Origin of the sequence: Vibrio mimicus CAIM 602 (assembly GCF_000338875.1) — a bacterium.
Classification (GTDB): domain Bacteria; phylum Pseudomonadota; class Gammaproteobacteria; order Enterobacterales; family Vibrionaceae; genus Vibrio; species Vibrio mimicus.
Window position 1 is genome coordinate 1 of record NZ_AOMO01000023.1, and the last position, 25,611, is coordinate 25,611.

The 25,611-nt window shown below is 47.2% G+C and carries 38 protein-coding genes; 36 read left to right on the plus strand and 2 right to left on the minus strand.

Annotated elements, in window-relative coordinates:
* From D908_RS14535 to motX, 6 genes are all read left to right on the plus strand, one after another.
* Positions 1–1,197 (plus strand): NAD-binding protein (locus D908_RS14535; RefSeq protein ID WP_005523119.1); only part of this gene is annotated, 1,197 nt, incomplete at its 5' end.
* 9 nt (positions 1,198–1,206) lie between these two features.
* Positions 1,207–1,407 carry a YheV family putative zinc ribbon protein gene (locus D908_RS14530; RefSeq protein ID WP_000810611.1) on the plus strand — a complete coding sequence of 67 codons (201 nt, stop codon included), beginning with the start codon at positions 1,207–1,209 and terminating at the stop codon, positions 1,405–1,407.
* A gap of 91 nt (positions 1,408–1,498) precedes the next feature.
* Entirely contained in the window at positions 1,499–2,101 is a 603-nt protein-coding gene (slyD, locus tag D908_RS14525; RefSeq protein ID WP_000687668.1) for a peptidylprolyl isomerase, read from the plus strand.
* Positions 2,102–2,266: 165 nt separating this feature from the next.
* A complete protein-coding gene (locus D908_RS14520) occupies positions 2,267–3,247 on the plus strand; it encodes an isoaspartyl peptidase/L-asparaginase family protein (RefSeq protein WP_005523138.1) in 981 nt (326 codons plus the stop codon).
* Positions 3,248–3,388: 141 nt separating this feature from the next.
* Entirely contained in the window at positions 3,389–4,687 is a 1,299-nt protein-coding gene (locus D908_RS14515) for an adenylosuccinate synthase (protein WP_000527939.1), read from the plus strand.
* Positions 4,688–4,894: 207 nt separating this feature from the next.
* Entirely contained in the window at positions 4,895–5,530 is a 636-nt protein-coding gene (gene motX, locus D908_RS14510; protein WP_001883957.1) for a flagellar protein MotX, read from the plus strand.
* Between the two features lie 40 nt (positions 5,531–5,570).
* Here motX and D908_RS14505 read toward each other — a convergent pair whose 3' ends face one another.
* A complete protein-coding gene (locus tag D908_RS14505; protein ID WP_005523142.1) occupies positions 5,571–7,400 on the minus strand; it encodes a DUF3413 domain-containing protein in 1,830 nt (609 codons plus the stop codon).
* 182 nt (positions 7,401–7,582) lie between these two features.
* Here D908_RS14505 and rnr point away from each other — a divergent pair, with 182 nt between their 5' ends.
* The 30 genes from rnr (at position 7,583) to rplQ (ending at position 24,914) form a co-directional block, all read left to right on the plus strand.
* Positions 7,583–10,048 carry a ribonuclease R gene (gene rnr, locus D908_RS14500; RefSeq protein ID WP_005523144.1) on the plus strand — a complete coding sequence of 822 codons (2,466 nt, stop codon included), beginning with the start codon at positions 7,583–7,585 and terminating at the stop codon, positions 10,046–10,048.
* Between the two features lie 7 nt (positions 10,049–10,055).
* The gene (rlmB, locus tag D908_RS14495; RefSeq protein ID WP_000064144.1) at positions 10,056–10,796 is read left to right on the plus strand and encodes a 23S rRNA (guanosine(2251)-2'-O)-methyltransferase RlmB; all 741 of its coding nucleotides are present in this window, start codon (positions 10,056–10,058) and stop codon (positions 10,794–10,796) included.
* A gap of 449 nt (positions 10,797–11,245) precedes the next feature.
* On the plus strand, positions 11,246–11,557 hold the full coding sequence (rpsJ, locus tag D908_RS14490; RefSeq protein WP_001181007.1) for a 30S ribosomal protein S10: 312 nt from the start codon (positions 11,246–11,248) through the stop codon (positions 11,555–11,557).
* Positions 11,558–11,571: 14 nt separating this feature from the next.
* Entirely contained in the window at positions 11,572–12,201 is a 630-nt protein-coding gene (gene rplC, locus D908_RS14485; RefSeq protein WP_000579660.1) for a 50S ribosomal protein L3, read from the plus strand.
* Positions 12,202–12,217: 16 nt separating this feature from the next.
* On the plus strand, positions 12,218–12,820 hold the full coding sequence (gene rplD, locus D908_RS14480; protein ID WP_000422344.1) for a 50S ribosomal protein L4: 603 nt from the start codon (positions 12,218–12,220) through the stop codon (positions 12,818–12,820).
* Positions 12,817–13,119, plus strand: coding sequence for a 50S ribosomal protein L23 (rplW, locus tag D908_RS14475; RefSeq protein WP_000617540.1), 303 nt, complete (start codon positions 12,817–12,819; stop codon positions 13,117–13,119). The genes rplD and rplW overlap by 4 nt, the downstream gene beginning before the upstream one ends.
* Positions 13,120–13,135: 16 nt before the next feature.
* A complete protein-coding gene (gene rplB / locus D908_RS14470; RefSeq protein WP_001018909.1) occupies positions 13,136–13,960 on the plus strand; it encodes a 50S ribosomal protein L2 in 825 nt (274 codons plus the stop codon).
* A 20-nt stretch (positions 13,961–13,980) separates the two neighbouring features.
* Positions 13,981–14,259, plus strand: a complete 279-nt coding sequence (gene rpsS, locus D908_RS14465; RefSeq protein ID WP_001138114.1) for a 30S ribosomal protein S19 — start codon at positions 13,981–13,983, stop codon at positions 14,257–14,259.
* A 10-nt stretch (positions 14,260–14,269) separates the two neighbouring features.
* Positions 14,270–14,602 (plus strand): 50S ribosomal protein L22, encoded by a 333-nt coding sequence (rplV, locus tag D908_RS14460; RefSeq protein ID WP_000387269.1) that lies wholly within the window; start codon positions 14,270–14,272, stop codon positions 14,600–14,602.
* A gap of 19 nt (positions 14,603–14,621) precedes the next feature.
* Positions 14,622–15,323, plus strand: a complete 702-nt coding sequence (rpsC, locus tag D908_RS14455; RefSeq protein WP_000529940.1) for a 30S ribosomal protein S3 — start codon at positions 14,622–14,624, stop codon at positions 15,321–15,323.
* Positions 15,324–15,334: 11 nt separating this feature from the next.
* Entirely contained in the window at positions 15,335–15,745 is a 411-nt protein-coding gene (gene rplP, locus D908_RS14450) for a 50S ribosomal protein L16 (protein ID WP_000941218.1), read from the plus strand.
* On the plus strand, positions 15,745–15,936 hold the full coding sequence (gene rpmC / locus D908_RS14445) for a 50S ribosomal protein L29 (RefSeq protein ID WP_000647192.1): 192 nt from the start codon (positions 15,745–15,747) through the stop codon (positions 15,934–15,936). Before rplP ends, rpmC begins: the two co-directional genes overlap by 1 nt.
* Positions 15,936–16,190, plus strand: a complete 255-nt coding sequence (gene rpsQ, locus D908_RS14440; protein ID WP_001280802.1) for a 30S ribosomal protein S17 — start codon at positions 15,936–15,938, stop codon at positions 16,188–16,190. The genes rpmC and rpsQ overlap by 1 nt, the downstream gene beginning before the upstream one ends.
* A gap of 162 nt (positions 16,191–16,352) precedes the next feature.
* Positions 16,353–16,724, plus strand: a complete 372-nt coding sequence (gene rplN / locus D908_RS14435) for a 50S ribosomal protein L14 (RefSeq protein ID WP_000615540.1) — start codon at positions 16,353–16,355, stop codon at positions 16,722–16,724.
* A 12-nt stretch (positions 16,725–16,736) separates the two neighbouring features.
* A complete protein-coding gene (gene rplX, locus D908_RS14430; RefSeq protein ID WP_005523146.1) occupies positions 16,737–17,054 on the plus strand; it encodes a 50S ribosomal protein L24 in 318 nt (105 codons plus the stop codon).
* Between the two features lie 24 nt (positions 17,055–17,078).
* Positions 17,079–17,618 carry a 50S ribosomal protein L5 gene (gene rplE / locus D908_RS14425; protein ID WP_001096208.1) on the plus strand — a complete coding sequence of 180 codons (540 nt, stop codon included), beginning with the start codon at positions 17,079–17,081 and terminating at the stop codon, positions 17,616–17,618.
* Between the two features lie 17 nt (positions 17,619–17,635).
* The gene (gene rpsN / locus D908_RS14420) at positions 17,636–17,941 is read left to right on the plus strand and encodes a 30S ribosomal protein S14 (RefSeq protein ID WP_001118926.1); all 306 of its coding nucleotides are present in this window, start codon (positions 17,636–17,638) and stop codon (positions 17,939–17,941) included.
* A 29-nt stretch (positions 17,942–17,970) separates the two neighbouring features.
* Positions 17,971–18,363: a 30S ribosomal protein S8 gene (rpsH, locus tag D908_RS14415; RefSeq protein WP_000062614.1), complete on the plus strand. Its 393-nt coding sequence runs from the start codon at positions 17,971–17,973 to the stop codon at positions 18,361–18,363.
* A 14-nt stretch (positions 18,364–18,377) separates the two neighbouring features.
* Positions 18,378–18,911: a 50S ribosomal protein L6 gene (gene rplF, locus D908_RS14410; protein WP_000091925.1), complete on the plus strand. Its 534-nt coding sequence runs from the start codon at positions 18,378–18,380 to the stop codon at positions 18,909–18,911.
* Between the two features lie 9 nt (positions 18,912–18,920).
* Positions 18,921–19,274: a 50S ribosomal protein L18 gene (rplR, locus tag D908_RS14405; protein WP_000358092.1), complete on the plus strand. Its 354-nt coding sequence runs from the start codon at positions 18,921–18,923 to the stop codon at positions 19,272–19,274.
* A gap of 14 nt (positions 19,275–19,288) precedes the next feature.
* Entirely contained in the window at positions 19,289–19,792 is a 504-nt protein-coding gene (rpsE, locus tag D908_RS14400; RefSeq protein ID WP_001040926.1) for a 30S ribosomal protein S5, read from the plus strand.
* A gap of 6 nt (positions 19,793–19,798) precedes the next feature.
* On the plus strand, positions 19,799–19,975 hold the full coding sequence (gene rpmD, locus D908_RS14395) for a 50S ribosomal protein L30 (RefSeq protein WP_000201159.1): 177 nt from the start codon (positions 19,799–19,801) through the stop codon (positions 19,973–19,975).
* Positions 19,976–19,980: 5 nt separating this feature from the next.
* Complete coding sequence (rplO, locus tag D908_RS14390; protein WP_000926114.1) at positions 19,981–20,415, plus strand: 50S ribosomal protein L15; 435 nt, start codon at positions 19,981–19,983, stop codon at positions 20,413–20,415.
* A gap of 20 nt (positions 20,416–20,435) precedes the next feature.
* Positions 20,436–21,770, plus strand: a complete 1,335-nt coding sequence (gene secY, locus D908_RS14385) for a preprotein translocase subunit SecY (RefSeq protein WP_000101601.1) — start codon at positions 20,436–20,438, stop codon at positions 21,768–21,770.
* Between the two features lie 37 nt (positions 21,771–21,807).
* Entirely contained in the window at positions 21,808–21,921 is a 114-nt protein-coding gene (gene rpmJ / locus D908_RS14380; protein WP_000868186.1) for a 50S ribosomal protein L36, read from the plus strand.
* A 149-nt stretch (positions 21,922–22,070) separates the two neighbouring features.
* Complete coding sequence (gene rpsM / locus D908_RS14375) at positions 22,071–22,427, plus strand: 30S ribosomal protein S13 (protein WP_000090771.1); 357 nt, start codon at positions 22,071–22,073, stop codon at positions 22,425–22,427.
* 19 nt (positions 22,428–22,446) lie between these two features.
* Positions 22,447–22,836: a 30S ribosomal protein S11 gene (gene rpsK / locus D908_RS14370; protein WP_001118870.1), complete on the plus strand. Its 390-nt coding sequence runs from the start codon at positions 22,447–22,449 to the stop codon at positions 22,834–22,836.
* Between the two features lie 27 nt (positions 22,837–22,863).
* Complete coding sequence (gene rpsD, locus D908_RS14365; protein WP_000135214.1) at positions 22,864–23,484, plus strand: 30S ribosomal protein S4; 621 nt, start codon at positions 22,864–22,866, stop codon at positions 23,482–23,484.
* A 24-nt stretch (positions 23,485–23,508) separates the two neighbouring features.
* Entirely contained in the window at positions 23,509–24,501 is a 993-nt protein-coding gene (locus D908_RS14360; RefSeq protein ID WP_001162087.1) for a DNA-directed RNA polymerase subunit alpha, read from the plus strand.
* A gap of 26 nt (positions 24,502–24,527) precedes the next feature.
* Positions 24,528–24,914 carry a 50S ribosomal protein L17 gene (gene rplQ, locus D908_RS14355; protein ID WP_001216361.1) on the plus strand — a complete coding sequence of 129 codons (387 nt, stop codon included), beginning with the start codon at positions 24,528–24,530 and terminating at the stop codon, positions 24,912–24,914.
* Positions 24,915–25,036: 122 nt separating this feature from the next.
* Here rplQ and D908_RS14350 read toward each other — a convergent pair whose 3' ends face one another.
* Positions 25,037–25,513, minus strand: a complete 477-nt coding sequence (locus tag D908_RS14350) for a DUF2780 domain-containing protein (protein ID WP_005523153.1) — start codon at positions 25,511–25,513, stop codon at positions 25,037–25,039.
* Positions 25,514–25,611 lie beyond the last annotated feature (98 nt).

A 25,611-nucleotide genomic window follows, 5' to 3' on the forward strand; every position in this document is an offset into this window, starting at 1 on the left:
CCACTGTTTCGTTACATTGCTTTGAGCGGGGTGCGTGAACTGTTTACCGTCGCGGCTTTGCTGCTGGTGGTGGGCATTGCCTTGATGATGCAAAAGCTCGGTCTTTCCATGGCACTTGGCACTTTTTTAGCGGGCGTCATCCTTGCGGAAAGTGAGTTTCGCCATGAATTAGAAATTGCTATCGATCCTTTTAAGGGATTGCTGCTGGGGCTGTTTTTTATCTCGGTCGGTATGGCAGTCGATGTTGGTCTGCTGTTGGTGAAACCTGTATGGATAGCACTCACGGTGCTGGGTTTGGTGATTGTCAAAGGGTTGATCTTATATTTGCTGGCTCGGCTTTCCGGCACTGTTGCAAAAGCACGCAGTAAAATGGCGGTAATTTTAAAGCAAGGGGGGGAATTCGCCTTCGTGATCTTTACTGCCGCCAGCGCAGAAGGATTGCTGAATGCAGAGCAAATTTCCTTCTTGCTGGTGGTAGTCAGTTTGTCTATGGTCACCACTCCCTTATTACTCAGTGCTCAAAAGCACTGGTTTGCCCGCCAACTCAATACGGAAGATGCACCTCTCACGCCCGATGTGGAAAACAAAGAGCCGCGAGTGATCATCGTTGGCTTTGGTCGTTTTGGTCAGATTGTTGGTCGCTTGCTGTACGCCAACAAAATCAAAGTGACCATTTTGGAAAGCGATGCTAGCCAAGTTCGCTTGCTGCGTAAGTATGGCTATAAAGTTTTTTATGGTGATGCCACCAACCTTGAGTTACTGCGCGCCGCAGGCATAGAGCAAGCCGAGGCTTTGGTCATTTGTACTGACGATCCGGAACAAGTGATTAAAATTGTCGAGCTGTGTCAGCATCATTTTCCTAAACTCAAATTACTGGCACGTGCCCGAAGCCGAGTGGAGGCTTACCAGCTATTGAGTCTTGGGGTGCAAAACTACACCCGAGAAACATTTTTAAGTGCACTGGATTTGGGGCGTAAAGCCCTCATCCAGTTGGGGATGCATCCTTATCAAGCTAAGCGTGCTGAAGAGCATTTTCATCGCTTAGATAAAGCGATGCTGAAAGAATTGCTACCGCAGCATAATGAAGATAAACAACTCGAACTGCGTGCCAAAGAAGCGCGCACTGAACTTGAAGAGATTTTCAGCCGTGAGATGGACAGTGACCAACTCTCACGTCGATATTGGGAAAAGGAGTAGTACAATCTCGTGAAACAAAAAAAACGTTTTATAGCCGGAGCAACCTGCCCTCAGTGTAAAACTGCGGATGCATTGCAATGGTGGATGGAGAACAGTATTGAGCTGGTTGAGTGTGTTGAATGCGGCTTCCATGAACAGCGCAAACCTAAGTCACTTGAACAGAGTCAGCATGCGAATGAGCAGATGATCGGGATTTTTAAGCCGGAGTAATTGAGTTTCTGCGTGTGATCTTCATAATGTCGGCAACATTCCTCTCTTAGTCTGTATTGAGCGGTTAAGAGACAACCTCCCTGGAGCAGTTATGAAAATTGAAAAAAACACGGTAGCAAGTCTTGCTTACCAATTGACGATCGAAGATGGCGTGGTGGTGGATCAGTCTACTGTTGATGCGCCACTGGATTACCTGCACGGCCACAACAACCTGATTACAGGTCTTGAGCGTGAGCTGGAAGGCAAAGTGGCTGGCGATAAATTCACAGTAACGATCGCACCGGAAGATGCGTACGGTGAGCACAACGAAGATCTTGTTCAACGTGTTCCTGCTGAAGTGTTCCAAGGCGTTGATGAGCTAGAAGTAGGTATGCGTTTCCTAGCGGATACTGACCAAGGTCCAATCCCAGTTGAAATCACTGAAGTTGATGGTGATGAAGTCGTCGTTGATGGTAATCACATGCTGGCTGGTCAATCACTGACTTTCACGGTTGAAGTTGTTGCAGTTCGCGCAGCAACAGAAGACGAAATTGCTCACGGCCATATCCACCAAGGTGGCGGCAGCTGTGGTGGTCATGATCACGATCATGATCATGAAGGCGGTTGCTGCGGTGGCGAAGGCCACGGCCACGATCACCACGGTCATGGCAAAGAAGGCGGCTGCTGTGGCGGCGGCAGTTGTGGTTCTCACTAATTAGTGAATCCATTTACTCCTAAGTAATACGTAATTCTCGTAGTACGATAGGTTTGAAAAGCGCTAACCGCGATCCGGTTAGCGCTTTTTTATTGCTGATTCAGGCACTATACGCGAATCATCTTAAAGCAATTAAGTGGTTAACTCCGCTGGAGAAAAGAAGTTATGACACAGCCTTTTGCGATTGCAATTCATGGTGGCGCAGGCACGATTTTGCGTGAGCAGATGAGTGAATCATTGCGCACGGACATCCTTAACACCTTAGAACAGGCCGTGCGAGCCGGGCATCAATTGCTGACACAAGGTGCGGATGCCTTGGATGCGGTCGTTGCTGCGGTGACGGTATTGGAAGATTCTCCTTTGTTTAATGCAGGTAAAGGATCGGTACTGACTCACAATGAAATGGTGGAGATGGATGCCTCAGTCATGCATGGTGCAACGCGTGAAGCGGGGGCGATAGCGGGTATACGACACATCAAAAACCCCATCCAACTTGCGCGCGATGTGCTGCGACATAGCGAGCATGTATTTTTGATCGGCGAAGGGGCTGAGCAGTTTGCCTTCCAACAAGGTCATGTGTACACCGAACAAGACTATTTCTTCACTGAACGACGTTATGAACAGCTACAAAACATGAAGCAGCAAGATCGCTTCACGCTTTCAGAAGCTGCCTATCAATCTGGAGCCGACGAACAAGAGCCGCAAAGTGAATATCCCGATGATAAGAAATTTGGCACGGTAGGTGCTGTGGCGCTGGATCAGCATGGTAACTTGGCTGCGGCGACCAGCACGGGCGGGATCACCAACAAGCGTTTTGGTCGGGTGGGAGATTCTCCAGTGATTGGAGCCGGAACCATCGCTGAAAACGGCAATGTTGCGATTTCATGCACAGGAATGGGCGAGTATTTTATTCGTTATGCGGTGGCGGGCGATGTTGCAGCGCGAATGCGTTATCTCAAAGAAGATGTACACACCGCCTGTGAAACTGTTGTGCAGGGTGAGCTAAAAACCGTCGGTGGTGAAGGTGGTTTAATTGCTATCGATGGTGAGGGTGATATTCACTTTGCCATGAACAGTTCTGGTATGTATCGCGCCTGTATTGATCGTCATGGTCAAGTCAGTGTAAAAATTTACGCCGACGAATAACCGATTCTTAATTATCGTTTTCTAATAACTGAATGGATTTTCAAGGTCGTTTTATATGAATTTTTCATGCTTAAAAAATGACTGCAAGGATTCAAATTCGGTGCTAGAATCCATTTTTAACTAGCAATCAGACTTGGAAAGATGGGTAATAACGTAGTCGTTCTTGGCACCCAATGGGGTGACGAAGGTAAAGGTAAAATCGTAGACCTTTTAACTGAAGATGCAAAATACGTGGTTCGCTACCAAGGCGGACATAACGCAGGTCACACACTAGTAATCGACGGTCAAAAAACCGTTCTTCACTTGATTCCATCCGGTATTCTTCGCAACAACGTGAAATGTATCATCGGTAACGGTGTTGTACTTTCACCAGAAGCGCTGCTCAAAGAAATGTCTGGTCTTGAAGATCGTGGTGTTCCTGTTCGCGAGCGTCTTTTCATTTCTGAAGCTTGTCCTCTGATCCTTCCATACCACGTTGCTCTTGACCAAGCGCGCGAAGCCGCTCGTGGCAAGAAAGCGATTGGTACTACCGGTCGTGGTATCGGTCCTGCGTACGAAGACAAAGTGGCTCGTCGTGGTCTGCGTGTTGGTGATCTATTCGACATGGCAACTTTTGCTGAGAAGTTGCAAGAAGTCATGGCATTCCATAACTTCCAGCTTGAGCATTTCTACAAAGTAGAACCAGTAAGCTACGAAGCAGTACTGGAACAAGCTAAAGGTTACGCAGAACTGCTGACTTCTATGGTTATCGATGTGACTAACGAACTTGATGCAGCGCGTAAGCGTGGCGATAAGATCATGTTCGAAGGCGCGCAAGGTACAATGCTGGATATCGATCACGGTACTTACCCATATGTAACCTCTTCAAACACGACTGCTGGTGGTGTTGCTGCGGGTTCTGGTTTCGGTCCTCGTCACCTAGGTTACATTCTAGGTATCGCGAAAGCGTACTGTACACGTGTTGGTGCAGGTCCATTCCCAACTGAACTGTTTGACGAAGTGGGCGAACACTTAGGCGTTAAAGGTCATGAGTTTGGTGCAACCACGGGTCGTAAGCGTCGTTGTGGCTGGTTTGATGCAGTGGCGATGCGCCGCGCAATTCAAATCAACTCAGTAACTGGCTTCTGTCTGACTAAACTGGATGTTCTTGATGGTCTGAAAGAGATCAAGATCTGTACTGGTTACCAAATGCCAGATGGTTCAATTGCTGAAGTTTCACCAATGGCGGCTGACGCATTTGAAAACGTGACTCCAATTTACGAAACTATGCCTGGTTGGTCTGAAACGACTTTCGGTGCAAAAACTCTGGCTGAACTGCCACAGACAGCACTGGATTACATCAAGCGTATTGAAGAGCTGACTGGCGTTCCTGTAGACATCATTTCTACTGGCCCAGACCGCAACGAAACTATCATCAAAGTTCACCCATTCAGCGCGTGATCTTGAGATAAAAAATAGTAAGCCGACTCATTGAGTCGGCTTTTTTTTGCCATACTGTTGGTGGTATTTTGTGCGCCTATGGCAAAAAGTTGCCGCAAAAGGGTAAATGAGCCTAAAGCGATGGCATTGAATGCCGATATAGAAAGCAAACCGGGTCAGAGTGCAATGTGGCACGTGATGGCTGCGGTGTTATGTAAGAGTGCAGGTATGAAGCTACGAACGGTAGCCGCTTCCTTATTGCTTGCATGGCACTCCTCGTACAATCCTGCTTATGCAGCGGATTTAGGAGAGCCAGTGCCTATCTATTCGGAAGCTGAGCTAATCAAACTGATTGAAGAAAATAAACATCTTGAGCGCGTAAAAGCCGATAATTGCCAGATCGTGGAAGACATTGTCGCGCGTGCTACGCGTATCAGTCTGCCCTCGTATGAATTCCTGTATGGTGACATGCTGGCGTGGGGCGTGTGTGTTGATCAGGATGTCGAGCTTGGTCTCTATTATATGGAGAATGCGGCGCACCAAGGGCTACCAGCTGCACTTGAGCAGCTTGGACGTTACTACTCCCGTGGCACGTTAGTTCAACAAGACAAAGAACGCGCAATTCCTTATCTGCGTGAAGCTGCTGCAATGGGTAACCTGAATGCACGCATTCAGCTTGCTGAGCTGTTATTGCGTGACTATGGCAGTCCGCTGGATTATGAAGATGCGTATCGTTGGTTATATAACTCAGTGACCGCCGATCAGCGTACTCACAACCGTATAGCACTTCTTCGTCAGGGCTTAGAACGTCGTATGCCGGAGAACATTATCGCGCGAGCAAAACGTCGAGAAACGTTCTGGTAAAGTGCTTTACCAGAACGCAGATTTTTTAGTGTAAAAGTTATTAGCGTAAAAACTGACGCATCTCCTGCAGTGCTTGCATAATCTGCTGACTGGAAATTTGTCGCTCCTTCTCAGGCATCAGGTCGGCACTTAAGGCTTCAACGCGGCCACTAGGATAACTGACCAACATCTCCTTATCGCTCACCAACGCATAGTTAAAGTAACTACCGATAATCGTCCATTCCCTCTGCGGACTTTCTTGCCAAAGCGGATACCCTAACGCAAATTCATTCATCGGGTTTTGTACTCCTAACACTTCTTGCATCAGCATAGGCGCCACATCAAGGTGCGTGGTTTTATGGGTGAGCACAGTACCTTCTTTCTCTGGAATATAGATATACAGCGGTACATGAATCTGCGCCATGCTGTAGTTACTGCCATGCCCCCAATAATTCTGTTGATTGTCATTAAACTCCTCACCATGGTCAGAAGTAATGATCACGATCGTATTGCTCAGCTCGTTGCGGGCTTTCAGCTCATTGAGCACTTTACCGATCAATGAATCTGCGTAATAAACCGCGTTGCGATAGCGGTTACGATAGGGCTCAGGATCAAAACTGTTGTTGAGTTTGATGTGATCGACGCGTTCCCAATAAGGAGTAAACGGCGGCGTCATAGTGGATGGAAAATCTGCTGCATGTGCTGAATCGTAAAACAGAAACCCGAAGTAAGGCTGCTGGCGATCCCGCTGATTGAGAAAGCTGAGAAAATCTTCGGTAATCCGTTCATCGCGTTGCGGTGGTGTTTCACCCGGTGTCACTGTGCGTAGTTGTGGGATTTTGCTAAAGATCGTCCGATCAAAAGGCGGGCTGTTTAAAGGTGCCGAGCTGTAAATCGCAAATTGATAATTGAGATCGGCGAGTGCCTGCATTAATTGAGGACGCGTCTGACTACTTTGAAACTCCTCCCAATAAGTGGCTGGTAAACCATAAAACAGACTGAATAGTCCGGCTTGAGTCGAGTTTCCACCACTTAAATGATGGGTAAAGCGAGTTGCTCCTTGACCAAAATTCGCAATGTTTGGAGTGACTTCACGATTGGCATCATCAAAACGCCAAGCATCAATGCTAATCACCAAAATGTTCGGGCGCTGTGCGGGTGGCTCGATGCGCAGTGGGCGTAGTGGGTAGTTTAAAGCGCTACTGGATGGAGCATGAAAATCCACTTGTTGACTGCGAACCGCTTGCGCATCGACGACACCAAGTTGATCGAAAAAGCGCTTAGCCGTCAAAGGATAATAGAGCGGCCAGTGGTAACTGTAGCTTGGGATTTCGCTGTCATAAGTGGCATCTTTCCATGCATGAATCATTTGGCTGCTCAGTAGAGCCAGTAGCCACATGCCGCAGGCCATTCTAATTAAGCGTGAACGTTGTATATGGTGTGCCAGTTTCATTACTAGCCATTGTGCAAGACCAACAATCATCACGATCAAGCTTGCCATCATTAGGGTGTACCATGACACGCTTATAACCTGCTCGCCACCATGCAGCAGTAGATCCCACACAAAACCACTGAGATGGAAACGATATTGTTGGTACACCTCAATATCGACCAACAGCAAAATACTGACTATCCAAGACACCAAAAAGACGGCGCCATGCAACAATCGACTTGGTAGCCAGACCAAGGCGAGTGCGCTGAGGGTGATCGCAAAGGCGAATAAGCCAAACCAGCCAAACTGAGTGGTCAAAAGATAAGTATAAGCTGTCGTGTTGCCAGCACTGACCTCCATCCATTTCAGATAAGGCAGACCTAACACACTTAATAAAACGGCGTTCAAAATAAAGTGACTAAAAAGCCACTGTATATTCTTTTTTATCATCAATAACATGTGGAATCCCCGTATCAGATGGGATTGGTTGGACAGCAAAATCGTTGCAAATAATAACTTAAAAGTTGACTCAAGTCACATTACCTAGAATGATGAACTGGTTCTGTGCGTTGTCATTAGTTGTTAGTAGTGACAAAGCAGTAGGATATAACTAACACCTTCCTAGATAAGCAGGTCTGCCTATGTCTGATACCACACATCTTGATCCTTTCGCTGATCGCGAAGCCGACAATTATGACAATCCAATTCCGAGTCGTGAGTACATTCTCGAATTTTTAACCCAAGCCAATGTTCCCATGAATCGCAACGATCTGTTCGAAGCCCTGAAACTCGAGGGTGAAGAGCAATATGAAGGGTTGCGTCGCCGCCTACGGGCAATGGAACGAGATGGCCAACTGGTGTTCACACGCCGCCAATGCTATGCCTTGCCAGAAAAGTTAGAAATGGTGAAAGGCTATGTGATTGGCCACAAAGATGGCCATGGCTGGGTACGTCCAGAAGGAAGCCTCAATAAAGAAGGCGATATCCTGTTACCTCATCATCAGATGCGTACGCTAATCCATGGTGATTATGTATTAGTTCAACCAAGCGGTACCGATAAACGTGGCCGCAAAGAGGGGCGTCTGGTACGCATTTTAGAAGAACGCAATGGCCAAATTGTTGGACGTTTCTTCTTTGAATATGGTTATTCCTACGTGGTGCCGGATGACTCACGTATTCACCATGACATTTTGATCCCGAATGACTTACGTGCCGGAGCGCGAATGGGCAATGTGGTGGTGATTGAAATTACTGATCGTGGCACGCGCAATCGCGGCATGATGGGTAAAGTGGTTGAAGTTCTTGGCGAAAATATGGCGCCGGGTATGGAAACACAAATTGCTATTCGCACTCACCAAATTCCTCATGAATGGCCAACAGAAGTTGAACAACAAGTTGCTGGGCTAGGCGAAGAAGTGCCTGAAGAAGCCAAGCAAGGTCGTGTCGATCTGCGCGCTTTGCCATTGGTGACTATTGATGGTGAGGATGCCCGCGACTTCGATGATGCAGTGTATTGTGAAGCGAAAAAAGGGGGCGGCTGGCGTTTATGGGTGGCGATTGCCGATGTGAGTTATTACGTACGACCTGATACGGCTCTGGATAAAGAGGCGATCAATCGCGGTAACTCGGTTTACTTCCCATCGCAAGTTGTCCCAATGTTGCCTGAAGTGTTGTCTAACGGCCTCTGTTCACTCAACCCACAAGTGGATCGCTTGTGCATGGTGTGTGAAATGACGGTATCGGAAACGGGTAAACTTTCTGGCTACAAGCATTATGAAGCGGTGATGAACTCACACGCTCGTCTGACTTACACCAAAGTGCACGAAATCCTCGAAGGGGATGAAGAGCTGCGTGAGCGCTATAAAGCGTTGGTTCCGCATCTTGAAGAGCTGCATAGAATGTATCAAGTGCTCAAAGGCGCGCGTGATGAGCGTGGCGCGATTGAGTTTGAAACCGTCGAAACCAAATTCATCTTCAATGCTCAACGTAAAATTGAAAGCATTGAGCCGGTGATCCGTAACGATGCTCACAAGCTGATTGAAGAGTGTATGATCCTCGCCAACATCGCCTCTGCCTCTTTGGTGGAGAAAGCGAAAGAAGCGGCGTTGTACCGTGTCCATGAGCCACCAGGTGAAGAACGTTTAACGGGCTTCCGTGATTTCCTCGGTGAGTTGGGATTGGATCTCTCTGGTGGCCTTGAGCCGTCACCGACCGATTACGCGAATCTGATGAAACAAATCGGCGAGCGTCCGGACAAAGAGCTTATCCAAACGATGCTGCTGCGTTCCATGAAGCAAGCGGTGTATAACGCGGATAACGCGGGTCACTTTGGCTTGGCGTTGAAACGTTACGCGCACTTTACTTCGCCAATCCGTCGTTATCCGGATTTGCTGCTGCATCGTGCCATCAAATACTTGATCGCTAAACACGAAGGGCGTAACCAAGACCGTTGGACTCCAACAGGTGGTTATCACTATTCCTTCGATGATATGGATTTCTACGGTGAACAGTGTTCTATGACTGAGCGCCGAGCCGATGATGCAACACGCGAAGTGTCTGATTGGCTCAAATGCGAGTACATGCAAGATCATGTGGGTGAAGAGCTTGAAGGTGTGGTCGCTAACGTGACCAGTTTCGGTTTCTTCGTACGTCTAACTGAGCTGCATATTGATGGCTTGGTGCATATTTCGACTTTGGCTAACGATTACTACCATTACGATCCGATCGGACAGCGTCTGGTTGGTGAAAGCTTTGGCGCCATCTACCGCCTTGGTGATGCAGTGAAAGTAAAAGTGTTGGCGGTAAACCTTGATGATCGCCAAATTGACTTTGAATTGGTCGAAACAAGTCGTAAGCTACGCGGCCAAGGTAAAACGGCTAAGAAACGTGCCGAAGAAGCCCGAGCGAAAGCACAAGGTAAAAAAGAGGCAGCAACCAAAGGCGGCCGTGGTAAAGCGCCAGTGAAGTCAGAGGCGAAACCTCAGGTAGAAGCGACACGCCACCCAGATGGCGAAGGTCGGAGTAAACCAAAAAAGACTAAAGCGCCGAAAAAACGCAAAGACCAAGCTCGTAAGAAAACCAGTAAAGCACGAGACAAAACCAAATAGGTAAAACATGAGTAACGAATTGATTTATGGCATCCACGCAGTGAACGCGGTATTACAACGCGATCCAGCGCGTTTTGTCGAAGCGTATGTGCTAAAAGGTCGTCAGGATGATCGCCTGCTACCTGTGCTCAATGAACTGATGCGTCTTGGCGTTTCAATTCAAGAGATGAGCCGCAAAGCGCTCGATGACAAAGCGGAAGGCGCGAACCATCAAGGACTGATTGCCCGTGTTAAACCCGCTCGTCAACTCAATGAAAATGATCTTGACGATATCCTCGCTCAGCATGAACAACCTCTGTTGCTGGTGCTAGACGGAGTGACTGACCCACACAACTTAGGCGCTTGCCTGCGTAATGCAGACGCAGCAGGGGTGGCTGCCGTCATTGTACCGAAAGACAAATCGGCACCGATGACCGCAACCGTAAGTAAAGTCGCGTGTGGCGCGGCTGAAACCGTACCGCTAGTGCGCGTCACCAACTTGGCGCGCACGATGCGTGCGTTGCAAGAAAAGGGCGTATGGTTTGTCGGTACAGCAGGTGAAGCCACCCACGACATCTACCAAAGCAAACTGACCGGGCCACTGGCTATCGTGATGGGCGCAGAAGGGGATGGTATGCGTCGCCTAACCCGCGAGACGTGTGATGGCCTGATTAAGATCCCGATGGCAGGGAGTGTCTCCAGCCTGAACGTTTCAGTGGCTTGTGGTATCTGCTTGTTTGAAGCTGTGCGTCAGCGTATGGCTAATTAATAAGCTTACGGTGTATACCTCTGATAGCGGGCACGAAAGTGCCCGTTTATTTTTTCTCTTATTCCTACCTCTCTATTTTCCCCCCAATCTCTTTTCGCTACGACAGCGATTGGATTTAATTCCGTTTATTTTTCAGACATCCCTTGCAACTGAAACTGTGATCGGTATAATGCCCCGCACTGGTTAAGCCAGTTGTGAACCAATGAGCAGCGAGGAGCTGACCCATCTTATTGATAGGTTAGGTAATGTATACTCAGCTTATGTTCGCAGTTAATAAAAATTTAGCTTTCTACTATCTTGCGATAGTTCAGGTTAATCACCTATTAGCTGACAATGCGTCCTAATCTTGGATGCTACGGTTTCACATAAATCAATCGGCATTCACTCGTCTTGACGGGTTTGAGTGGCGATATTGTTTGTGTAATTTTTTAATATTGGAGCTCTGTCTCATGCAGAACCAACGTATCCGTATCCGCCTGAAAGCTTTCGATTACAAACTGATCGATGCTTCTACAGCGGAAATCGTTGAAACAGCTAAGCGCACTGGCGCACAGGTTCGTGGTCCAATCCCACTGCCAACTCGTAAAGAGCGTTTCACTGTTCTTATCTCTCCACACGTTAACAAAGATGCTCGTGATCAGTACGAAATCCGTACTCACAAACGTCTAATCGACATCGTTGAACCAACAGACAAAACTGTTGATGCTCTGATGCGTCTAGACCTTGCTGCGGGCGTTGACGTACAAATTAGCCTAGGTTAAGGGAGATTAGAAGAATGATTGGTCTAATCGGTCGTAAAGTGGGCATGACCCGCGTATTTACTGAAGACGGCGTTTCTATCCCAGTAACTGTTGTTGAAGTTGAAGCAAACCGTGTTTCTCAAGTGAAAACTCTTGAAACTGACGGCTACGCTGCAATCCAAGTAACTGCTGGTTCTAAGAAAGCTAACCGTGTTACTAAGCCAGAAGCTGGTCACTTCGCGAAAGCGGGTGTAGAAGCTGGTCGCGGTCTTTGGGAATTCCGTTTGGAAAACGGTGAAGAGTTTGCAGTAGGTTCTGAACTGACTGTTGAACTGTTCAACGAAGTAAAAAAAGTAGACGTTACTGGTACATCTAAGGGTAAAGGTTTCCAAGGCGCTGTTAAGCGTTGGAACTTCCGTACTCAAGATATGACTCACGGTAACTCATTGTCTCACCGTGCACCGGGTTCAATTGGCCAATGTCAAACTCCAGGTCGCGTGTTCAAAGGCAAAAAAATGGCAGGTCACATGGGTGCTGAGCGTGTAACGACTCAAAACCTAGAGATCGTACGTGTTGACGCTGAGCGCAATCTGCTTCTGATTAAAGGTGCAGTCCCAGGCGCAACTGGCGGTAACGTGATCGTCAAACCAGCTGTTAAAGCGTAACGTCTAGGAGTAAGTAATGGAATTGATGGTTAAAGGTGCTAACGCACTAACTGTTTCCGAAACTACTTTCGGACGTGAGTTCAACGAAGCTCTTGTACACCAAGTAGTTGTTGCTTATGCAGCAGGTGCTCGTCAAGGTACTCGTGCTCAAAAGACACGTTCAGAAGTTTCTGGCGGTGGCGCTAAGCCATGGCGTCAAAAAGGTACTGGCCGTGCACGTGCTGGTACAATCCGTAGCCCAATCTGGCGTACAGGTGGTGTTACTTTTGCTGCGAAACCACAAGATCACAGCCAAAAAGTAAACAAGAAAATGTACCGTGGTGCTATGAAGAGCATTCTGTCTGAGCTAGTTCGTCAAGAGCGTCTAATCGTTGTTGAAAACTTCTCAGTTGAAGCTCCAAAGACCAAAGCTCTGGTAGCTAAGCTAAAAGAACTTGAGCTGAACGATGTTCTCATCGTTACTGGCGAAGTAGACGAGAATCTGTTCTTAGCTGCTCGTAACCTGTACAAAGTTGACGTGCGTGACGTAACTGGTATCGACCCAGTAAGCCTGATCGCATTTGACAAGGTTCTTATGACTGCTGCTGCAGTTAAGCAAGTTGAGGAGATGCTGGCATGATCCGTGAAGAGCGTCTACTAAAAGTTCTACGTGCTCCGCACATCTCTGAAAAAGCAACTATGTCTGCTGAGAAAGCGAACACTATCGTTTTCAAAGTAGCAAAAGATGCAACTAAGAAAGAGATCAAAGCAGCTGTAGAAAAGCTATTTGAAGTTGAAGTTAAGTCTGTAAATACCCTGATCATCAAGGGTAAGACCAAGCGTCAAGGTCTGCGCCAAGGCCGTCGTTCAGACGTGAAAAAAGCGTACGTGACTTTGAATGAAGGTCAAGATCTTGACTTCGTTGGCGGCGCGGAATAACAGGAGTAGTTGAAAAATGGCTATTGTTAAATGTAAGCCGACTTCGGCTGGTCGTCGTCACGTTGTTAAAGTTGTTAACGCTGACCTGCACAAGGGTAAGCCATACGCCCCTCTTCTAGAGAAAAACTCTAAGAACGGTGGTCGTAACAACAACGGTCGTATCACAGTACGTCACATCGGTGGTGGCCACAAGCAACACTACCGTTTGGTTGACTTCAAACGTACTAAAGACGGTATCCCAGCGAAAGTTGAGCGTCTAGAATACGATCCAAACCGTAGCGCAAACATCGCTCTAGTTCTGTACGCAGACGGTGAGCGTCGTTACATCATTGCACCTAAAGGTCTGCGTGCTGGTGACGTTATCCAATCTGGCCCTGATGCGCCGATCAAAGCGGGTAACGCAATGCCTATGCGCAACATCCCAGTTGGTTCAACTATCCACAACGTTGAATTGACTCCAGGAAAAGGTGCACAGCTGGCTCGTTCTGCTGGTGCGTACGCGCAACTAGTAGCTCGTGACGGTGCTTATGTAACTATCCGTCTACGTTCTGGTGAAATGCGTAAAGTGCTGTCTGAAGGCCGTGCAACTATCGGTGAAGTAGGCAACGCTGAGCACATGCTGCGTGAACTAGGTAAAGCTGGTGCAGCGCGCTGGCGTGGTGTTCGTCCAACCGTTCGCGGTGTGGTAATGAACCCGGTTGATCACCCACATGGTGGTGGTGAAGGCCGTACTTCTGGTGGTCGTCACCCTGTATCTCCTTGGGGTGTTCCAACCAAAGGCTACAAGACACGTAGTAACAAACGCACTGACAAGTACATCGTACGTCGTCGTAATAAGTAATCTATTTAAGAGGATAAGCCATGCCACGTTCTCTCAAGAAAGGTCCATTTATTGACCTACACTTGCTGAAGAAGGTAGAGAAAGCGGTGGAAAGCGGAGACAAAAAGCCTATTAAGACTTGGTCCCGTCGTTCAATGATCATTCCAACAATGATCGGTTTGACCATCGCTGTCCATAATGGTCGTCAACACGTTCCAGTTTTCGTAACTGACGAGATGATCGGTCACAAATTGGGCGAATTTGCACCTACTCGTACTTACCGCGGTCACGCTGCGGATAAGAAAGCTAAGAAGAAATAAGGGGTAAATAATGGAAGCTATCGCTAAACATAACTTTGCTCGTATTTCTCCTCAGAAAGCTCGCTTAGTTGCAGACCAAATCCGCGGTAAATCTGTGGATCAAGCTCTAGAACTTCTGACTTTCAGCAACAAAAAAGCGGCTGAACTGGTTAAGAAAGTTCTGGAATCTGCAATCGCGAACGCAGAGCACAACGAAGGTGCAGACATCGACGATCTACGTGTCGCTAAAATCTTCGTAGATGAGGGCCCAGTCATGAAGCGTATTATGCCTCGTGCTAAAGGCCGTGCGGATCGTATCTTGAAGCGTTCAAGCCACATTACTGTGGTTGTCGCAGATCGCTAAGAGACTAGGAGAGTAAGCAATGGGTCAGAAAGTACATCCAAATGGTATTCGTCTAGGCATCGTTAAGCCTTGGAATGCTACATGGTTTGCTAACACCAAAGATTTCGCTGACAACCTAGACGGCGACTTCAAGGTACGTCAATACCTATCTAAGGAATTGGCAAACGCGTCTCTGTCACGCATCGTTATCGAACGTCCTGCGAAAAGCATCCGTGTGACTATTCACACTGCTCGACCAGGTGTTGTTATCGGTAAGAAAGGCGAAGACGTTGAAAAACTGCGTGCAGCAGTAGCAAAAATTGCTGGCGTACCAGCGCAAATCAACATCGCTGAAGTACGTAAGCCAGAGCTGGATGGTCAGCTTGTGGCTGATAGCATCGCGTCTCAACTAGAGCGTCGCGTAATGTTCCGTCGTGCTATGAAGCGCGCAGTACAAAACGCAATGCGCCTAGGCGCTAAAGGTATCAAAGTGGAAGTAAGCGGCCGTTTAGGCGGCGCTGAAATCGCTCGTTCAGAGTGGTACCGTGAAGGTCGTGTACCTCTACACACTCTGCGTGCTGACATTGATTACGCAACTTCTTCGGCTCACACCACCTACGGTGTAATCGGCGTTAAAGTCTGGATCTTCAAAGGTGAGATCCTGGGCGGTATGCCAGCAGCAACTGAAGCTGCAGAGCCAAAGGCTGACAAGCCGAAGAAGCAGCGTAAAGGCCGTAAGTAAGGAGTCGACAGATGCTACAACCTAAACGTACTAAGTTCCGTAAGGTTCAGACTGGTCGTAACCGTGGTCTAGCGAAAGGCACTGAAGTTAGCTTCGGCTCTTTTGGTCTTAAAGCTGTTGGCCGTGGTCGTCTGACTGCTCGTCAAATCGAAGCAGCACGTCGTGCTATGACGCGTCACATCAAGCGTCAAGGTAAAATCTGGATCCGTGTGTTCCCAGACAAGCCAATCACTGAAAAACCACTAGAAGTTCGTCAAGGTAAGGGTAAAGGTAACGTTGAGTACTGGGTAGCCCAAATCCAACCTGGTAAGGTTATGTACGAAGTTGATGGTGTACCTGAAGAATTGGCACGTGAAGCGTTCCGCCTAGCGGCTCGCAAACTGCCATTCAAGACTACATTTGTAACTAAGCAGGTGATGTGATGAAAGCACAAGATCTACGCGAAAAGAGCGTTGAAGAGCTGAACTCTGAGCTACTGAATTTGCTGAAAGAACAGTTCAACTTGCGCATGCAAGCTGCGACTGGTCAACTGCAGCAGACTCATACTCTGAAAGCTGTACGCCGTGATATCGCACGTGTGAAAACTGTTTTGACTGAGAAGGCAGGCGCATAATGAGCGACAAAATTCGTACTCAACTAGGTCGTGTTGTTAGCGACAAGATGGACAAGTCTATCGTTGTTGCTATCGAGCGCATGGTGAAGCACCCTATCTACGGTAAATTCGTTAAGCGCACGACTAAAGTACACGCACATGACGAAAACAACGAGTGTGGCATTGGCGACACCGTTGAAATTCGTGAATGTCGTCCACTGTCTAAGACTAAGTCTTGGACTCTGGTGAAAATTGTAGAAAAAGCGAAGATCTAATCTCCACTCTTTCTCGCAAATCAGGCGGCTCCAATTATTTTTGGAGCCGCTTGTTTTTTGACTACCCAATCAAAAAAAAGGGTGGTACAATTCGCGTCCCTTTAAAGAGGCAGCCCGACCCGAGATGGGTCTAGTTTTTTTAATATTTAGCGGAGCACTAACATGATCCAAATGCAAACTATGCTGGATGCAGCTGATAACTCAGGCGCTCGCAGCGTAATGTGTATTAAGGTTCTGGGTGGCTCTCACCGTCGTTACGCCCACGTTGGCGACATCATCAAAGTTACCGTTAAGGAAGCAATTCCTCGCGGTAAAGTAAAAAAAGGTGATGTGTTAAAGGCGGTGGTAGTTCGCACCCGTAAAGGCGTACGTCGTCCAGACGGTTCTGTCATTCGCTTCGACCGTAATGCTTGCGTTCTGTTGAACAACAACAGTGAGCAACCTATCGGTACACGTATCTTTGGTCCAGTGACTCGTGAACTTCGTAATGCGAAATTCATGAAGATTGTATCACTGGCTCCAGAAGTTCTGTAAGGAGCGGCAACAATGGCAGCTAAAATCCGTCAAAATGACGAAGTAATCGTTCTTGCTGGGAAAGACAAAGGCAAGAAAGGTAAAGTAACTAAGGTTCTGGCAACTGGTAAAGTTATCGTTGAAGGTATCAATCTAGTTAAGAAACATCAGAAACCTGTTCCTGCAATGGGTGTCCAAGGTGGCATCGTTGAGCAAGAAGCAGCGATCGATGTTTCTAACATTGCGATTTTCAACGTAAAAACTGGTAAAGCAGACCGCATCGGTTTCCGTTTCGAAGATGGTAAGAAAGTTCGTTTCTTTAAATCTAACAACGAAATCGTTTCTAACTAATTAGAAGTAATTTGGAGTTCTACTATGGCGAAACTGCATGATTACTACAAGTCGTCTGTAGTCGCTGAGCTGACCAAACAGTTCAGTTACACAAGCGTCATGCAAGTCCCTAGAATTGAGAAAATCACCCTCAATATGGGCGTTGGTGAAGCAATCAACGATAAGAAACTACTGGAAAATGCTGCGTCTGATATGGCGATCATCTCTGGCCAAAAGCCACTGATCACTAAAGCGCGCAAATCTGTAGCTGGTTTCAAAATTCGTGAAGGCTACCCAATTGGTTGTAAAGTAACCTTGCGTGGCGAACGCATGTGGGATTTCTTGGAGCGTTTGATTTCTATCGCTCTACCACGTGTACGTGACTTCCGCGGTGTTAACGGCAAGTCTTTTGACGGTCGTGGTAACTACAGCATGGGCGTTCGCGAGCAAATCATCTTTCCGGAAATCGACTACGATAAAGTCGATCGTGTACGCGGTCTTGATATCACTATCACGACTACCGCTGGTACCGATGAGGAAGGCCGTGCTCTGCTGGCTGCCTTTAACTTCCCATTCCGTAAGTAAGGTGAAGGGTTACTGTTATGGCTAAACAATCAATGAAAGCACGTGAAGAAAAACGTGCGAAGCTGGTAGCTCAGTTCGCTGAAAAGCGTGCAACTCTGAAAGCTATCATCAGCGATGTAAACGCATCTGAAGAAGATCGTTGGAACGCGGTTCTTAAACTGCAATCTCTTCCACGTGATTCAAGTCGTTCTCGTCAGCGTAACCGTTGCAACCAAACTGGTCGCCCACACGGTTTCCTACGTAAGTTCGGTCTAAGCCGTATTAAAGTTCGTGAAGCTTGCATGAAAGGCGAGATTCCAGGACTTCGTAAGGCTAGCTGGTAATTGCCACTTAATCATTTGGAGTAAAGTTTATGAGCATGCAAGATCCGATTTCGGATATGCTGACCCGCATTCGTAACGGTCAGGCAGCAAACAAAGTTGCTGTAAAAATGCCTTCTTCAAAGCTGAAAGTTGCAATTGCTGCACTTCTGAAAGCAGAAGGTTATATCGCTGATTTCGCTGTTGAAGGCGAAGTGAAAGCAGAGCTGGAAATCACTCTTAAGTATTTCCAAGCAAAACCAGTAATCGAGCAAATCAAACGCGTTTCTCGTCCAGGTCTTCGTGTTTACAAGAAGAAAGACGAGCTGCCATCTGTAATGGGTGGTCTAGGCGTTGCTGTCGTTTCCACTTCCAAGGGTCTGATGTCAGACCGCGCTGCTCGTAAAGCAGGTCTTGGCGGTGAAATCATTTGCTACGTAGCATAATTAAGGAGTAGAACATGTCTCGTGTTGCTAAAGCACCTGTCGCTATTCCAGCTGGCGTAGAGGTGAAACTGAACGGCCAAGAGATCACTATCAAAGGTGCTAAAGGCGAACTTTCTCGCGTTTTCCACAAAGGTGTAGTGATCGCACAAGAAGACAACCAATTGACTTTTGGTCCACGTGAAGGCGTAGCCAATGCATGGGCACAAGCAGGTACTGCACGTGCTCTAGTTAAGAACATGGTTGTTGGTGTTACTGAAGGCTTTACTAAGAAACTCGTTCTGAAGGGTGTTGGTTACCGTGCTGCTATGAAAGGCAACGCTGTAGGCTTGACTCTGGGTTTCTCTCACCCTGTTGAGCACGAGCTGCCAGCGGGTGTTAAAGCAGAATGTCCAAGCCAAACTGAAATTGTCCTAACTGGTTGCGATAAGCAAGTAGTTGGTCAAGTTGCGGCTGACATTCGTTCTTACCGCGCGCCTGAGCCTTACAAAGGCAAAGGTATTCGTTACGCAGATGAAAATGTGCGTAGTAAAGAAGCTAAGAAGAAGTAAGGTAACACTATGGATAAGAAAGCATCTCGCATCCGTCGTGCTACACGTGCACGTCGTAAGATTGCAGAACTGGGTGCAACTCGCCTAGTAGTACACCGTACTCCTCGTCACGTGTACGCACAAGTGATTGCAGCTAATGGCTCTGAGGTTATCGCCGCCGCTTCTACTGTAGAAAAAGCGATCCGTGAGCAAGTGAAATACACCGGTAACATCGATGCAGCGAAAGCAGTGGGTAAAGCTGTTGCAGAGCGCGCACTTGAAAAAGGCGTAACTGTAGTTGCGTTTGATCGTTCTGGTTTCCAATACCACGGTCGAGTAGCAGCGCTAGCAGATTCTGCTCGCGAAGCTGGTCTGAAATTCTAAGGTAGGGTTGGAAGATGGCTAAAGAACAACAAGTTCAAGCGAATGATTTGCAAGAAAAATTAATCGCAGTTAACCGCGTTTCTAAAACGGTTAAAGGTGGTCGAATCATGAGCTTTACTGCACTGACTGTAGTTGGTGACGGTAACGGTCGTGTAGGTTTCGGTTACGGTAAAGCCCGTGAAGTACCTGCTGCGATCCAAAAAGCAATGGAAAAAGCACGTCGTAGCATGGTTACGATCGCGCTGAACGAAGGTACTCTTCATCACCCAGTGAAAGGTCGCCATTCGGGCTCTAAAGTTTACATGCAGCCTGCTGCAGAAGGTACTGGTGTAATCGCAGGTGGTGCGATGCGTGCAGTGCTTGAAGTTGCTGGTGTACACAACGTTTTGTCTAAAGCGTACGGCTCTACTAACCCAATCAACATCGTTCGTGCAACGATTGATGCGCTAGTAGACGTTAAGTCACCAGAAATGGTTGCTGCTAAACGTGGTCTAACTGTTGAAGCGATTTCGGAGTAAGAACACATGGCAACTATTAAAGTAACTCAAACTAAAAGCTCAATTGGTCGCCTGCCAAAGCACAAAGCTACACTGCGCGGTTTAGGTCTTCGTAAAATCAACCACACAGTAGAACTTGAAGATACGCCATGTGTTCGTGGCATGATCAACAAGGTTTACTACATGGTTAAAGTTGAGGAGTAATCATAATGTTATTGAATACTCTATCACCGGCTGCGGGTTCTAAACATGCTCCTAAGCGTTTAGGTCGTGGTGTCGGTTCTGGCCTTGGTAAAACAGGTGGCCGTGGTCACAAAGGTCAAAAGTCACGTTCTGGCGGCAAAGTTCGTCCAGGTTTTGAAGGCGGTCAAATGCCTCTGAAACAACGTCTACCAAAATTCGGTTTCACTTCTCGTAAGAGCTTTGTGTCTGCTGAAATTCGTCTGTCTGAACTGGCGAAAGTAACTGGTGACGTAGTTGATCTGAACGCTCTGAAAGCGGCAAACCTTGTTACTAAAAACATTGAGTTTGCAAAAATCGTTCTTTCTGGCGAGATCAACAAAGCAGTGACTGTAAAAGGTCTGCGCGTGACTAAAGGCGCTAAAGCTGCAATCGAAGCTGCAGGCGGTAAAATCGAGGAATAATCTCGAGGATTGAGGTACAGATGGCTAGAAAACCAGGACAAGATTTTCGTAGTGCTCAGAGCGGCTTAAGTGAACTAAAGTCGCGCTTATTCTTCGTAATTGGTGCACTTTTAGTATTCCGAGCCGGCTCTTTTGTGCCGATTCCTGGTATTGACGCTGCTGTACTTGCCGAATTGTTCGAACAGCAAAAAGGTACCATCGTAGAAATGTTTAACATGTTCTCCGGTGGTGCTCTTGAGCGTGCATCTATTTTAGCACTGGGCATCATGCCGTATATTTCGGCATCAATTGTTGTCCAGTTGCTAACAGTAGTTCATCCAGCGTTAGCGGAACTCAAGAAAGAGGGTGAAGCAGGCCGTCGTAAGATCAGCCAATATACGCGCTACGGCACGCTTGTACTTGCAACATTCCAAGCAATTGGTATTGCAACAGGCTTACCAAACATGGTCAACAATCTGGTCGTTATCGACCAAACCATGTTTACCCTGATTGCGACCGTGAGTTTAGTAACCGGTACCATGTTCTTGATGTGGTTAGGTGAACAAATTACAGAGCGTGGAATTGGAAACGGTATTTCGATACTGATTTTCGCAGGTATTGTTGCTGGATTGCCATCGGCAATCGGTCAAACAATCGAGCAAGCGCGTCAAGGTGAACTGCATGTACTTCTTCTGCTGTTAATTGCAGTACTTGCTTTTGCTGTGATTTACTTCGTTGTTTTCATGGAGCGTGGTCAACGTCGTATCGTTGTTAACTATGCGAAGCGTCAACAAGGTCGTAAAGTGTTCGCAGCACAGAGCACGCACCTGCCGTTGAAAATCAACATGGCTGGTGTAATTCCTGCGATTTTTGCGTCAAGCATTATCCTGTTCCCAGGAACATTGGCGCAGTGGTTTGGTCAGAACGGTGAAAGCAGCACATTCGGTTGGCTAACTGATGTGTCTTTGGCTTTGAGCCCAGGCCAGCCTCTGTATGTAATGCTTTATGCAGCGGCGATTATCTTCTTCTGTTTCTTCTATACCGCGTTGGTGTTTAACCCGCGTGAAACAGCAGATAACCTGAAGAAGTCTGGTGCATTCGTACCCGGTATCCGCCCAGGTGAACAGACAGCGAAATATATCGATAAAGTAATGACACGTTTAACTCTTGCGGGTGCACTGTATATTACTTTTATCTGTCTGATCCCTGAGTTCATGATGGTCGCGTGGAACGTACGTTTCTACTTTGGCGGCACATCACTACTGATTGTAGTTGTCGTGATCATGGACTTTATGGCACAGGTACAGACCCATTTGATGTCTCATCAATATGAGTCTGTGTTGAAAAAAGCAAATCTGAAAGGCTACGGCCGTTAATACGGCAGCAGTTCAGATAGATTTACGGAGTTTAGCAATGAAAGTTCGTGCTTCCGTTAAAAAAATCTGCCGTAACTGTAAAGTTATCAAGCGTAACGGTGTTGTTCGCGTGATTTGCAGTGAGCCAAAGCACAAGCAGCGCCAAGGCTAATTAGCAGAAATTTTTTACTTGAAAATTAAGGTAGTGTCGAGTATATTCCTCGGCCTACCTTTTGCGTGCAAAAGAAGTAGTATACCGCAACGTATCCTCGACGGGCTTTGTTGCGGGTAATTCTTTGATGAAAGTACTAGGAGTGCATAGTGGCCCGTATAGCAGGCATTAACATTCCTGATCACAAACACGCTGTAATCGCTCTAACTGCGATCTACGGTATCGGTAAGACCCGTTCAAAAGCTATTCTAGCTGACCTGGGTATTGCTGAGAGTGTTAAGATCAGTGAACTAACTGAAGAGCAGATCGATCAACTGCGTGATGGTGTAGCTAAGTACACTGTAGAGGGTGATCTACGTCGTGAAGTTTCCATGAACATCAAGCGCCTAATGGATCTTGGTTGTTACCGTGGTCTTCGTCATCGTCGCAGTCTACCACTACGTGGACAGCGTACTAAAACCAACGCTCGCACCCGTAAGGGTCCGCGTAAGCCGATCAAGAAATAATCGGGAAGGGTAGAGTACAATGGCTAAACAACCAACTCGCGCACGTAAGCGTGTACGCAAGCAAGTTGCTGATGGCGTAGCGCATATCCACGCATCTTTCAACAACACAATCGTAACCATTACGGACCGTCAAGGTAATGCTCTTGCTTGGGCAACTGCTGGTGGTTCTGGTTTCCGCGGTTCTCGTAAGTCTACTCCGTTCGCTGCACAGGTTGCTGCTGAGCGTTGTGCTGAAATGGCTAAAGAATACGGCCTAAAGAACCTAGAGGTTATGGTTAAGGGTCCTGGTCCAGGTCGTGAATCTACTGTTCGCGCTCTGAATGCAGCTGGTTTCCGTATCACGAACATCGTTGATGCTACACCAATCCCTCATAACGGTTGTCGTCCACCGAAGAAACGTCGCGTTTAACGTTTCTAGGAAGATTGGAGAAAGATCATGGCAAGATATTTGGGTCCTAAGCTGAAGCTTAGCCGCCGCGAAGGTACTGACTTGTTCCTTAAGTCAGGCGTTCGTGCGATTGATACCAAGTGTAAAATTGATAACGCACCAGGCGTACACGGCGCTCGTCGCGGTCGTCTGTCTGAGTATGGCGTTCAGCTTCGTGAGAAGCAAAAAGTTCGTCGTATTTATGGCGTTTTAGAAAAACAATTCCGTAACTACTACAAAGAAGCTGCTCGCCTGAAAGGCAACACAGGTGAAAACCTGCTTCAGCTTCTGGAAGGTCGTCTGGATAACGTAGTTTACCGTATGGGTTTTGGTGCAACTCGCGCTGAAGCACGTCAGCTGGTTAGCCACAAAGCTATCCTAGTGAACGGTAAAGTAGTAAACGTTCCTTCTTTCAATGTTGCGGCTAACGACGTTGTTGCAATTCGTGAGAAAGCGAAAAAGCAATCTCGCATCAAAGCAGCTCTAGAAGTTGCTGAACAACGCGAAAAACCAACTTGGATTGAAGTCGATGTAAACACGATGGAAGGTACTTTCAAGCGTCTGCCTGAGCGTTCCGATCTGTCTGCTGACATCAACGAACAATTGATCGTCGAGCTTTACTCTAAGTAAGGTTTAAACTAAAGAGAGGACACAATGCAGGGTTCTGTAACAGAATTTCTTAAGCCACGTCTTGTTGATATCGAACAAATCAGCACGACACACGCAAAAGTAACTCTTGAGCCGTTAGAGCGTGGTTTCGGCCATACTCTGGGTAATGCACTTCGCCGTATTCTTCTATCTTCAATGCCAGGTTGTGCTGTTACTGAAGTAGAGATTGAAGGCGTTCTTCACGAGTACAGCACCAAAGAAGGTGTTCAGGAAGATATCCTTGAGATTCTCTTGAACCTGAAAGGTCTGGCTGTTCGCGTTGCCGAAGGCAAAGATGAAGTGTTCATTACACTAAACAAATCAGGCTCGGGCCCTGTGGTTGCAGGTGACATCACCCATGACGGTGATGTAGAGATCGTAAACCCTGAACACGTAATTTGTCATTTAACTTCTGACAATGCTGCGATCGCTATGCGTATCAAAGTAGAACGTGGTCGTGGTTATGTTCCAGCTTCTGCCCGTATCCATACTGAAGAAGACGAGCGTCCAATTGGTCGTCTGCTTGTCGATGCCACTTTCAGCCCAGTAGACAAAATTGCCTACTCAGTTGAAGCGGCTCGTGTTGAGCAACGTACTGACCTGGATAAGCTAGTTATCGATATGGAAACTAACGGTACTCTTGAGCCTGAGGAAGCAATCCGTCGCGCAGCAACTATTCTTGCTGAGCAATTGGATGCGTTCGTAGATCTTCGTGATGTACGTGTACCTGAGGAGAAGGAAGAGAAGCCAGAATTCGATCCGATCCTACTGCGTCCTGTAGACGATCTTGAACTAACAGTTCGCTCTGCTAACTGTCTGAAAGCAGAAGCGATTCACTACATCGGTGATCTGGTACAGCGCACTGAGGTTGAGCTTCTTAAAACGCCAAACCTTGGTAAGAAATCTCTTACAGAGATTAAAGACGTGCTTGCATCACGTGGTCTGTCTCTGGGCATGCGTCTAGAAAACTGGCCGCCAGCGTCAATCGCTGAAGATTAATCGATAATAGTTAGAAGGATTAGGTCATGCGCCATCGTAAGAGTGGTCGTCAACTCAACCGCAACAGCAGTCATCGCAAAGCGATGTTCAGCAACATGGCTAGCTCTCTAGTACGTCATGAAGTTATCAAGACTACTTTGCCAAAAGCGAAAGAGCTGCGTCGCGTCGTTGAGCCTTTGATTACACTAGCTAAGACTGACAGCGTTGCTAACCGTCGTCTAGCATTTGCTCGCACTCGTGATAACGAAGTGGTAGCAAAACTGTTTAACGAACTAGGTCCACGTTTCGCTGCACGTCAAGGCGGCTACACTCGTATTCTGAAGTGTGGTTTCCGTGCAGGTGACAAAGCTCCAATGGCTTACATTGAGCTGGTTGATCGCCCAGAAGTTGCTGTAGAAGCTGCTGCTGAGTAATCAGTTCGTCATGCAATAAAAGAGCCGGGCTAGCCCGGCTTTTTTATTTCTGCTTTCTGCCTTATTTTGCTTGTAGAGTGTTCTACTCTTACTCGCACTCTATCTCGATAGGCTATGTGGTACTACTGCCACAGTTTGCCTAGCGATTCCAATAGGTTTTGACTAGCACCTTGCTGCGTCAAGTATTGCATCAAAACAGGTACAAACTGTTCGACCATGCTGGCATCCAGCCCTAAAGCATTAAAGGCTTGGTTAACTTCTTTGCGTTGCAAAATAGTGCTGAGATTTTGATTAGGGATCAATCCGCTCAATTCATTGAGGTTAGGAATCAACTGGTTCAACTCAATACTTTGCTCTGTATTGAGATGGTTTTGTGCTTGTGTAAGCAATGTAGCCACACCGCCACCCGCTTGTTGTGGAGTTAGTGGTAACTGGCTAGTAAATTGATTCAGCAAGTCTTGTGTGGCTTTGGATTGAGAAAGTGTTTGACCAACCAATCCGGCTAGGTCATTAGAAGCTAATGAATTGAGGCTTGGAAAAGCCAGTGCAGAGGCGCTGGCGAGAGTTGTAATAAATAGGGCAGTAAAACGATAGTGCATAATCACTCTCCATATAGCGCATTACTTAATTTCCTACTAGTCGAAGGTTCGGTCCCAAGCAGTAGGTAGACAATAGTCTAATTAAAAAAGAGCGACCC

Bases quoted from the DNA above. Each gene is read 5' to 3' on its own strand.
- slyD (WP_000687668.1), top strand. From the start codon at position 1,499: ATGAAAATTGAAAAAAACACGGTAGCAAGTCTTGCTTACCAATTGACG.
- D908_RS14520 (WP_005523138.1), top strand. From the start codon at position 2,267: ATGACACAGCCTTTTGCGATTGCAATTCATGGTGGCGCAGGCACGATT.
- D908_RS14515 (WP_000527939.1), top strand. From the start codon at position 3,389: ATGGGTAATAACGTAGTCGTTCTTGGCACCCAATGGGGTGACGAAGGT.
- motX (WP_001883957.1), top strand. From the start codon at position 4,895: ATGAAGCTACGAACGGTAGCCGCTTCCTTATTGCTTGCATGGCACTCC.
- D908_RS14505 (WP_005523142.1), bottom strand. From the start codon at position 7,400: ATGTTATTGATGATAAAAAAGAATATACAGTGGCTTTTTAGTCACTTT.
- rnr (WP_005523144.1), top strand. From the start codon at position 7,583: ATGTCTGATACCACACATCTTGATCCTTTCGCTGATCGCGAAGCCGAC.
- rlmB (WP_000064144.1), top strand. From the start codon at position 10,056: ATGAGTAACGAATTGATTTATGGCATCCACGCAGTGAACGCGGTATTA.
- rpsJ (WP_001181007.1), top strand. From the start codon at position 11,246: ATGCAGAACCAACGTATCCGTATCCGCCTGAAAGCTTTCGATTACAAA.
- rplC (WP_000579660.1), top strand. From the start codon at position 11,572: ATGATTGGTCTAATCGGTCGTAAAGTGGGCATGACCCGCGTATTTACT.
- rplD (WP_000422344.1), top strand. From the start codon at position 12,218: ATGGAATTGATGGTTAAAGGTGCTAACGCACTAACTGTTTCCGAAACT.
- rplW (WP_000617540.1), top strand. From the start codon at position 12,817: ATGATCCGTGAAGAGCGTCTACTAAAAGTTCTACGTGCTCCGCACATC.
- rplB (WP_001018909.1), top strand. From the start codon at position 13,136: ATGGCTATTGTTAAATGTAAGCCGACTTCGGCTGGTCGTCGTCACGTT.
- rpsS (WP_001138114.1), top strand. From the start codon at position 13,981: ATGCCACGTTCTCTCAAGAAAGGTCCATTTATTGACCTACACTTGCTG.
- rplV (WP_000387269.1), top strand. From the start codon at position 14,270: ATGGAAGCTATCGCTAAACATAACTTTGCTCGTATTTCTCCTCAGAAA.
- rpsC (WP_000529940.1), top strand. From the start codon at position 14,622: ATGGGTCAGAAAGTACATCCAAATGGTATTCGTCTAGGCATCGTTAAG.
- rplP (WP_000941218.1), top strand. From the start codon at position 15,335: ATGCTACAACCTAAACGTACTAAGTTCCGTAAGGTTCAGACTGGTCGT.
- rpmC (WP_000647192.1), top strand. From the start codon at position 15,745: ATGAAAGCACAAGATCTACGCGAAAAGAGCGTTGAAGAGCTGAACTCT.
- rpsQ (WP_001280802.1), top strand. From the start codon at position 15,936: ATGAGCGACAAAATTCGTACTCAACTAGGTCGTGTTGTTAGCGACAAG.
- rplN (WP_000615540.1), top strand. From the start codon at position 16,353: ATGATCCAAATGCAAACTATGCTGGATGCAGCTGATAACTCAGGCGCT.
- rplX (WP_005523146.1), top strand. From the start codon at position 16,737: ATGGCAGCTAAAATCCGTCAAAATGACGAAGTAATCGTTCTTGCTGGG.
- rplE (WP_001096208.1), top strand. From the start codon at position 17,079: ATGGCGAAACTGCATGATTACTACAAGTCGTCTGTAGTCGCTGAGCTG.
- rpsN (WP_001118926.1), top strand. From the start codon at position 17,636: ATGGCTAAACAATCAATGAAAGCACGTGAAGAAAAACGTGCGAAGCTG.
- rpsH (WP_000062614.1), top strand. From the start codon at position 17,971: ATGAGCATGCAAGATCCGATTTCGGATATGCTGACCCGCATTCGTAAC.
- rplF (WP_000091925.1), top strand. From the start codon at position 18,378: ATGTCTCGTGTTGCTAAAGCACCTGTCGCTATTCCAGCTGGCGTAGAG.
- rplR (WP_000358092.1), top strand. From the start codon at position 18,921: ATGGATAAGAAAGCATCTCGCATCCGTCGTGCTACACGTGCACGTCGT.
- rpsE (WP_001040926.1), top strand. From the start codon at position 19,289: ATGGCTAAAGAACAACAAGTTCAAGCGAATGATTTGCAAGAAAAATTA.
- rpmD (WP_000201159.1), top strand. From the start codon at position 19,799: ATGGCAACTATTAAAGTAACTCAAACTAAAAGCTCAATTGGTCGCCTG.
- rplO (WP_000926114.1), top strand. From the start codon at position 19,981: ATGTTATTGAATACTCTATCACCGGCTGCGGGTTCTAAACATGCTCCT.
- secY (WP_000101601.1), top strand. From the start codon at position 20,436: ATGGCTAGAAAACCAGGACAAGATTTTCGTAGTGCTCAGAGCGGCTTA.
- rpmJ (WP_000868186.1), top strand. From the start codon at position 21,808: ATGAAAGTTCGTGCTTCCGTTAAAAAAATCTGCCGTAACTGTAAAGTT.
- rpsK (WP_001118870.1), top strand. From the start codon at position 22,447: ATGGCTAAACAACCAACTCGCGCACGTAAGCGTGTACGCAAGCAAGTT.
- rpsD (WP_000135214.1), top strand. From the start codon at position 22,864: ATGGCAAGATATTTGGGTCCTAAGCTGAAGCTTAGCCGCCGCGAAGGT.
- D908_RS14360 (WP_001162087.1), top strand. From the start codon at position 23,509: ATGCAGGGTTCTGTAACAGAATTTCTTAAGCCACGTCTTGTTGATATC.
- rplQ (WP_001216361.1), top strand. From the start codon at position 24,528: ATGCGCCATCGTAAGAGTGGTCGTCAACTCAACCGCAACAGCAGTCAT.
- D908_RS14350 (WP_005523153.1), bottom strand. From the start codon at position 25,513: ATGCACTATCGTTTTACTGCCCTATTTATTACAACTCTCGCCAGCGCC.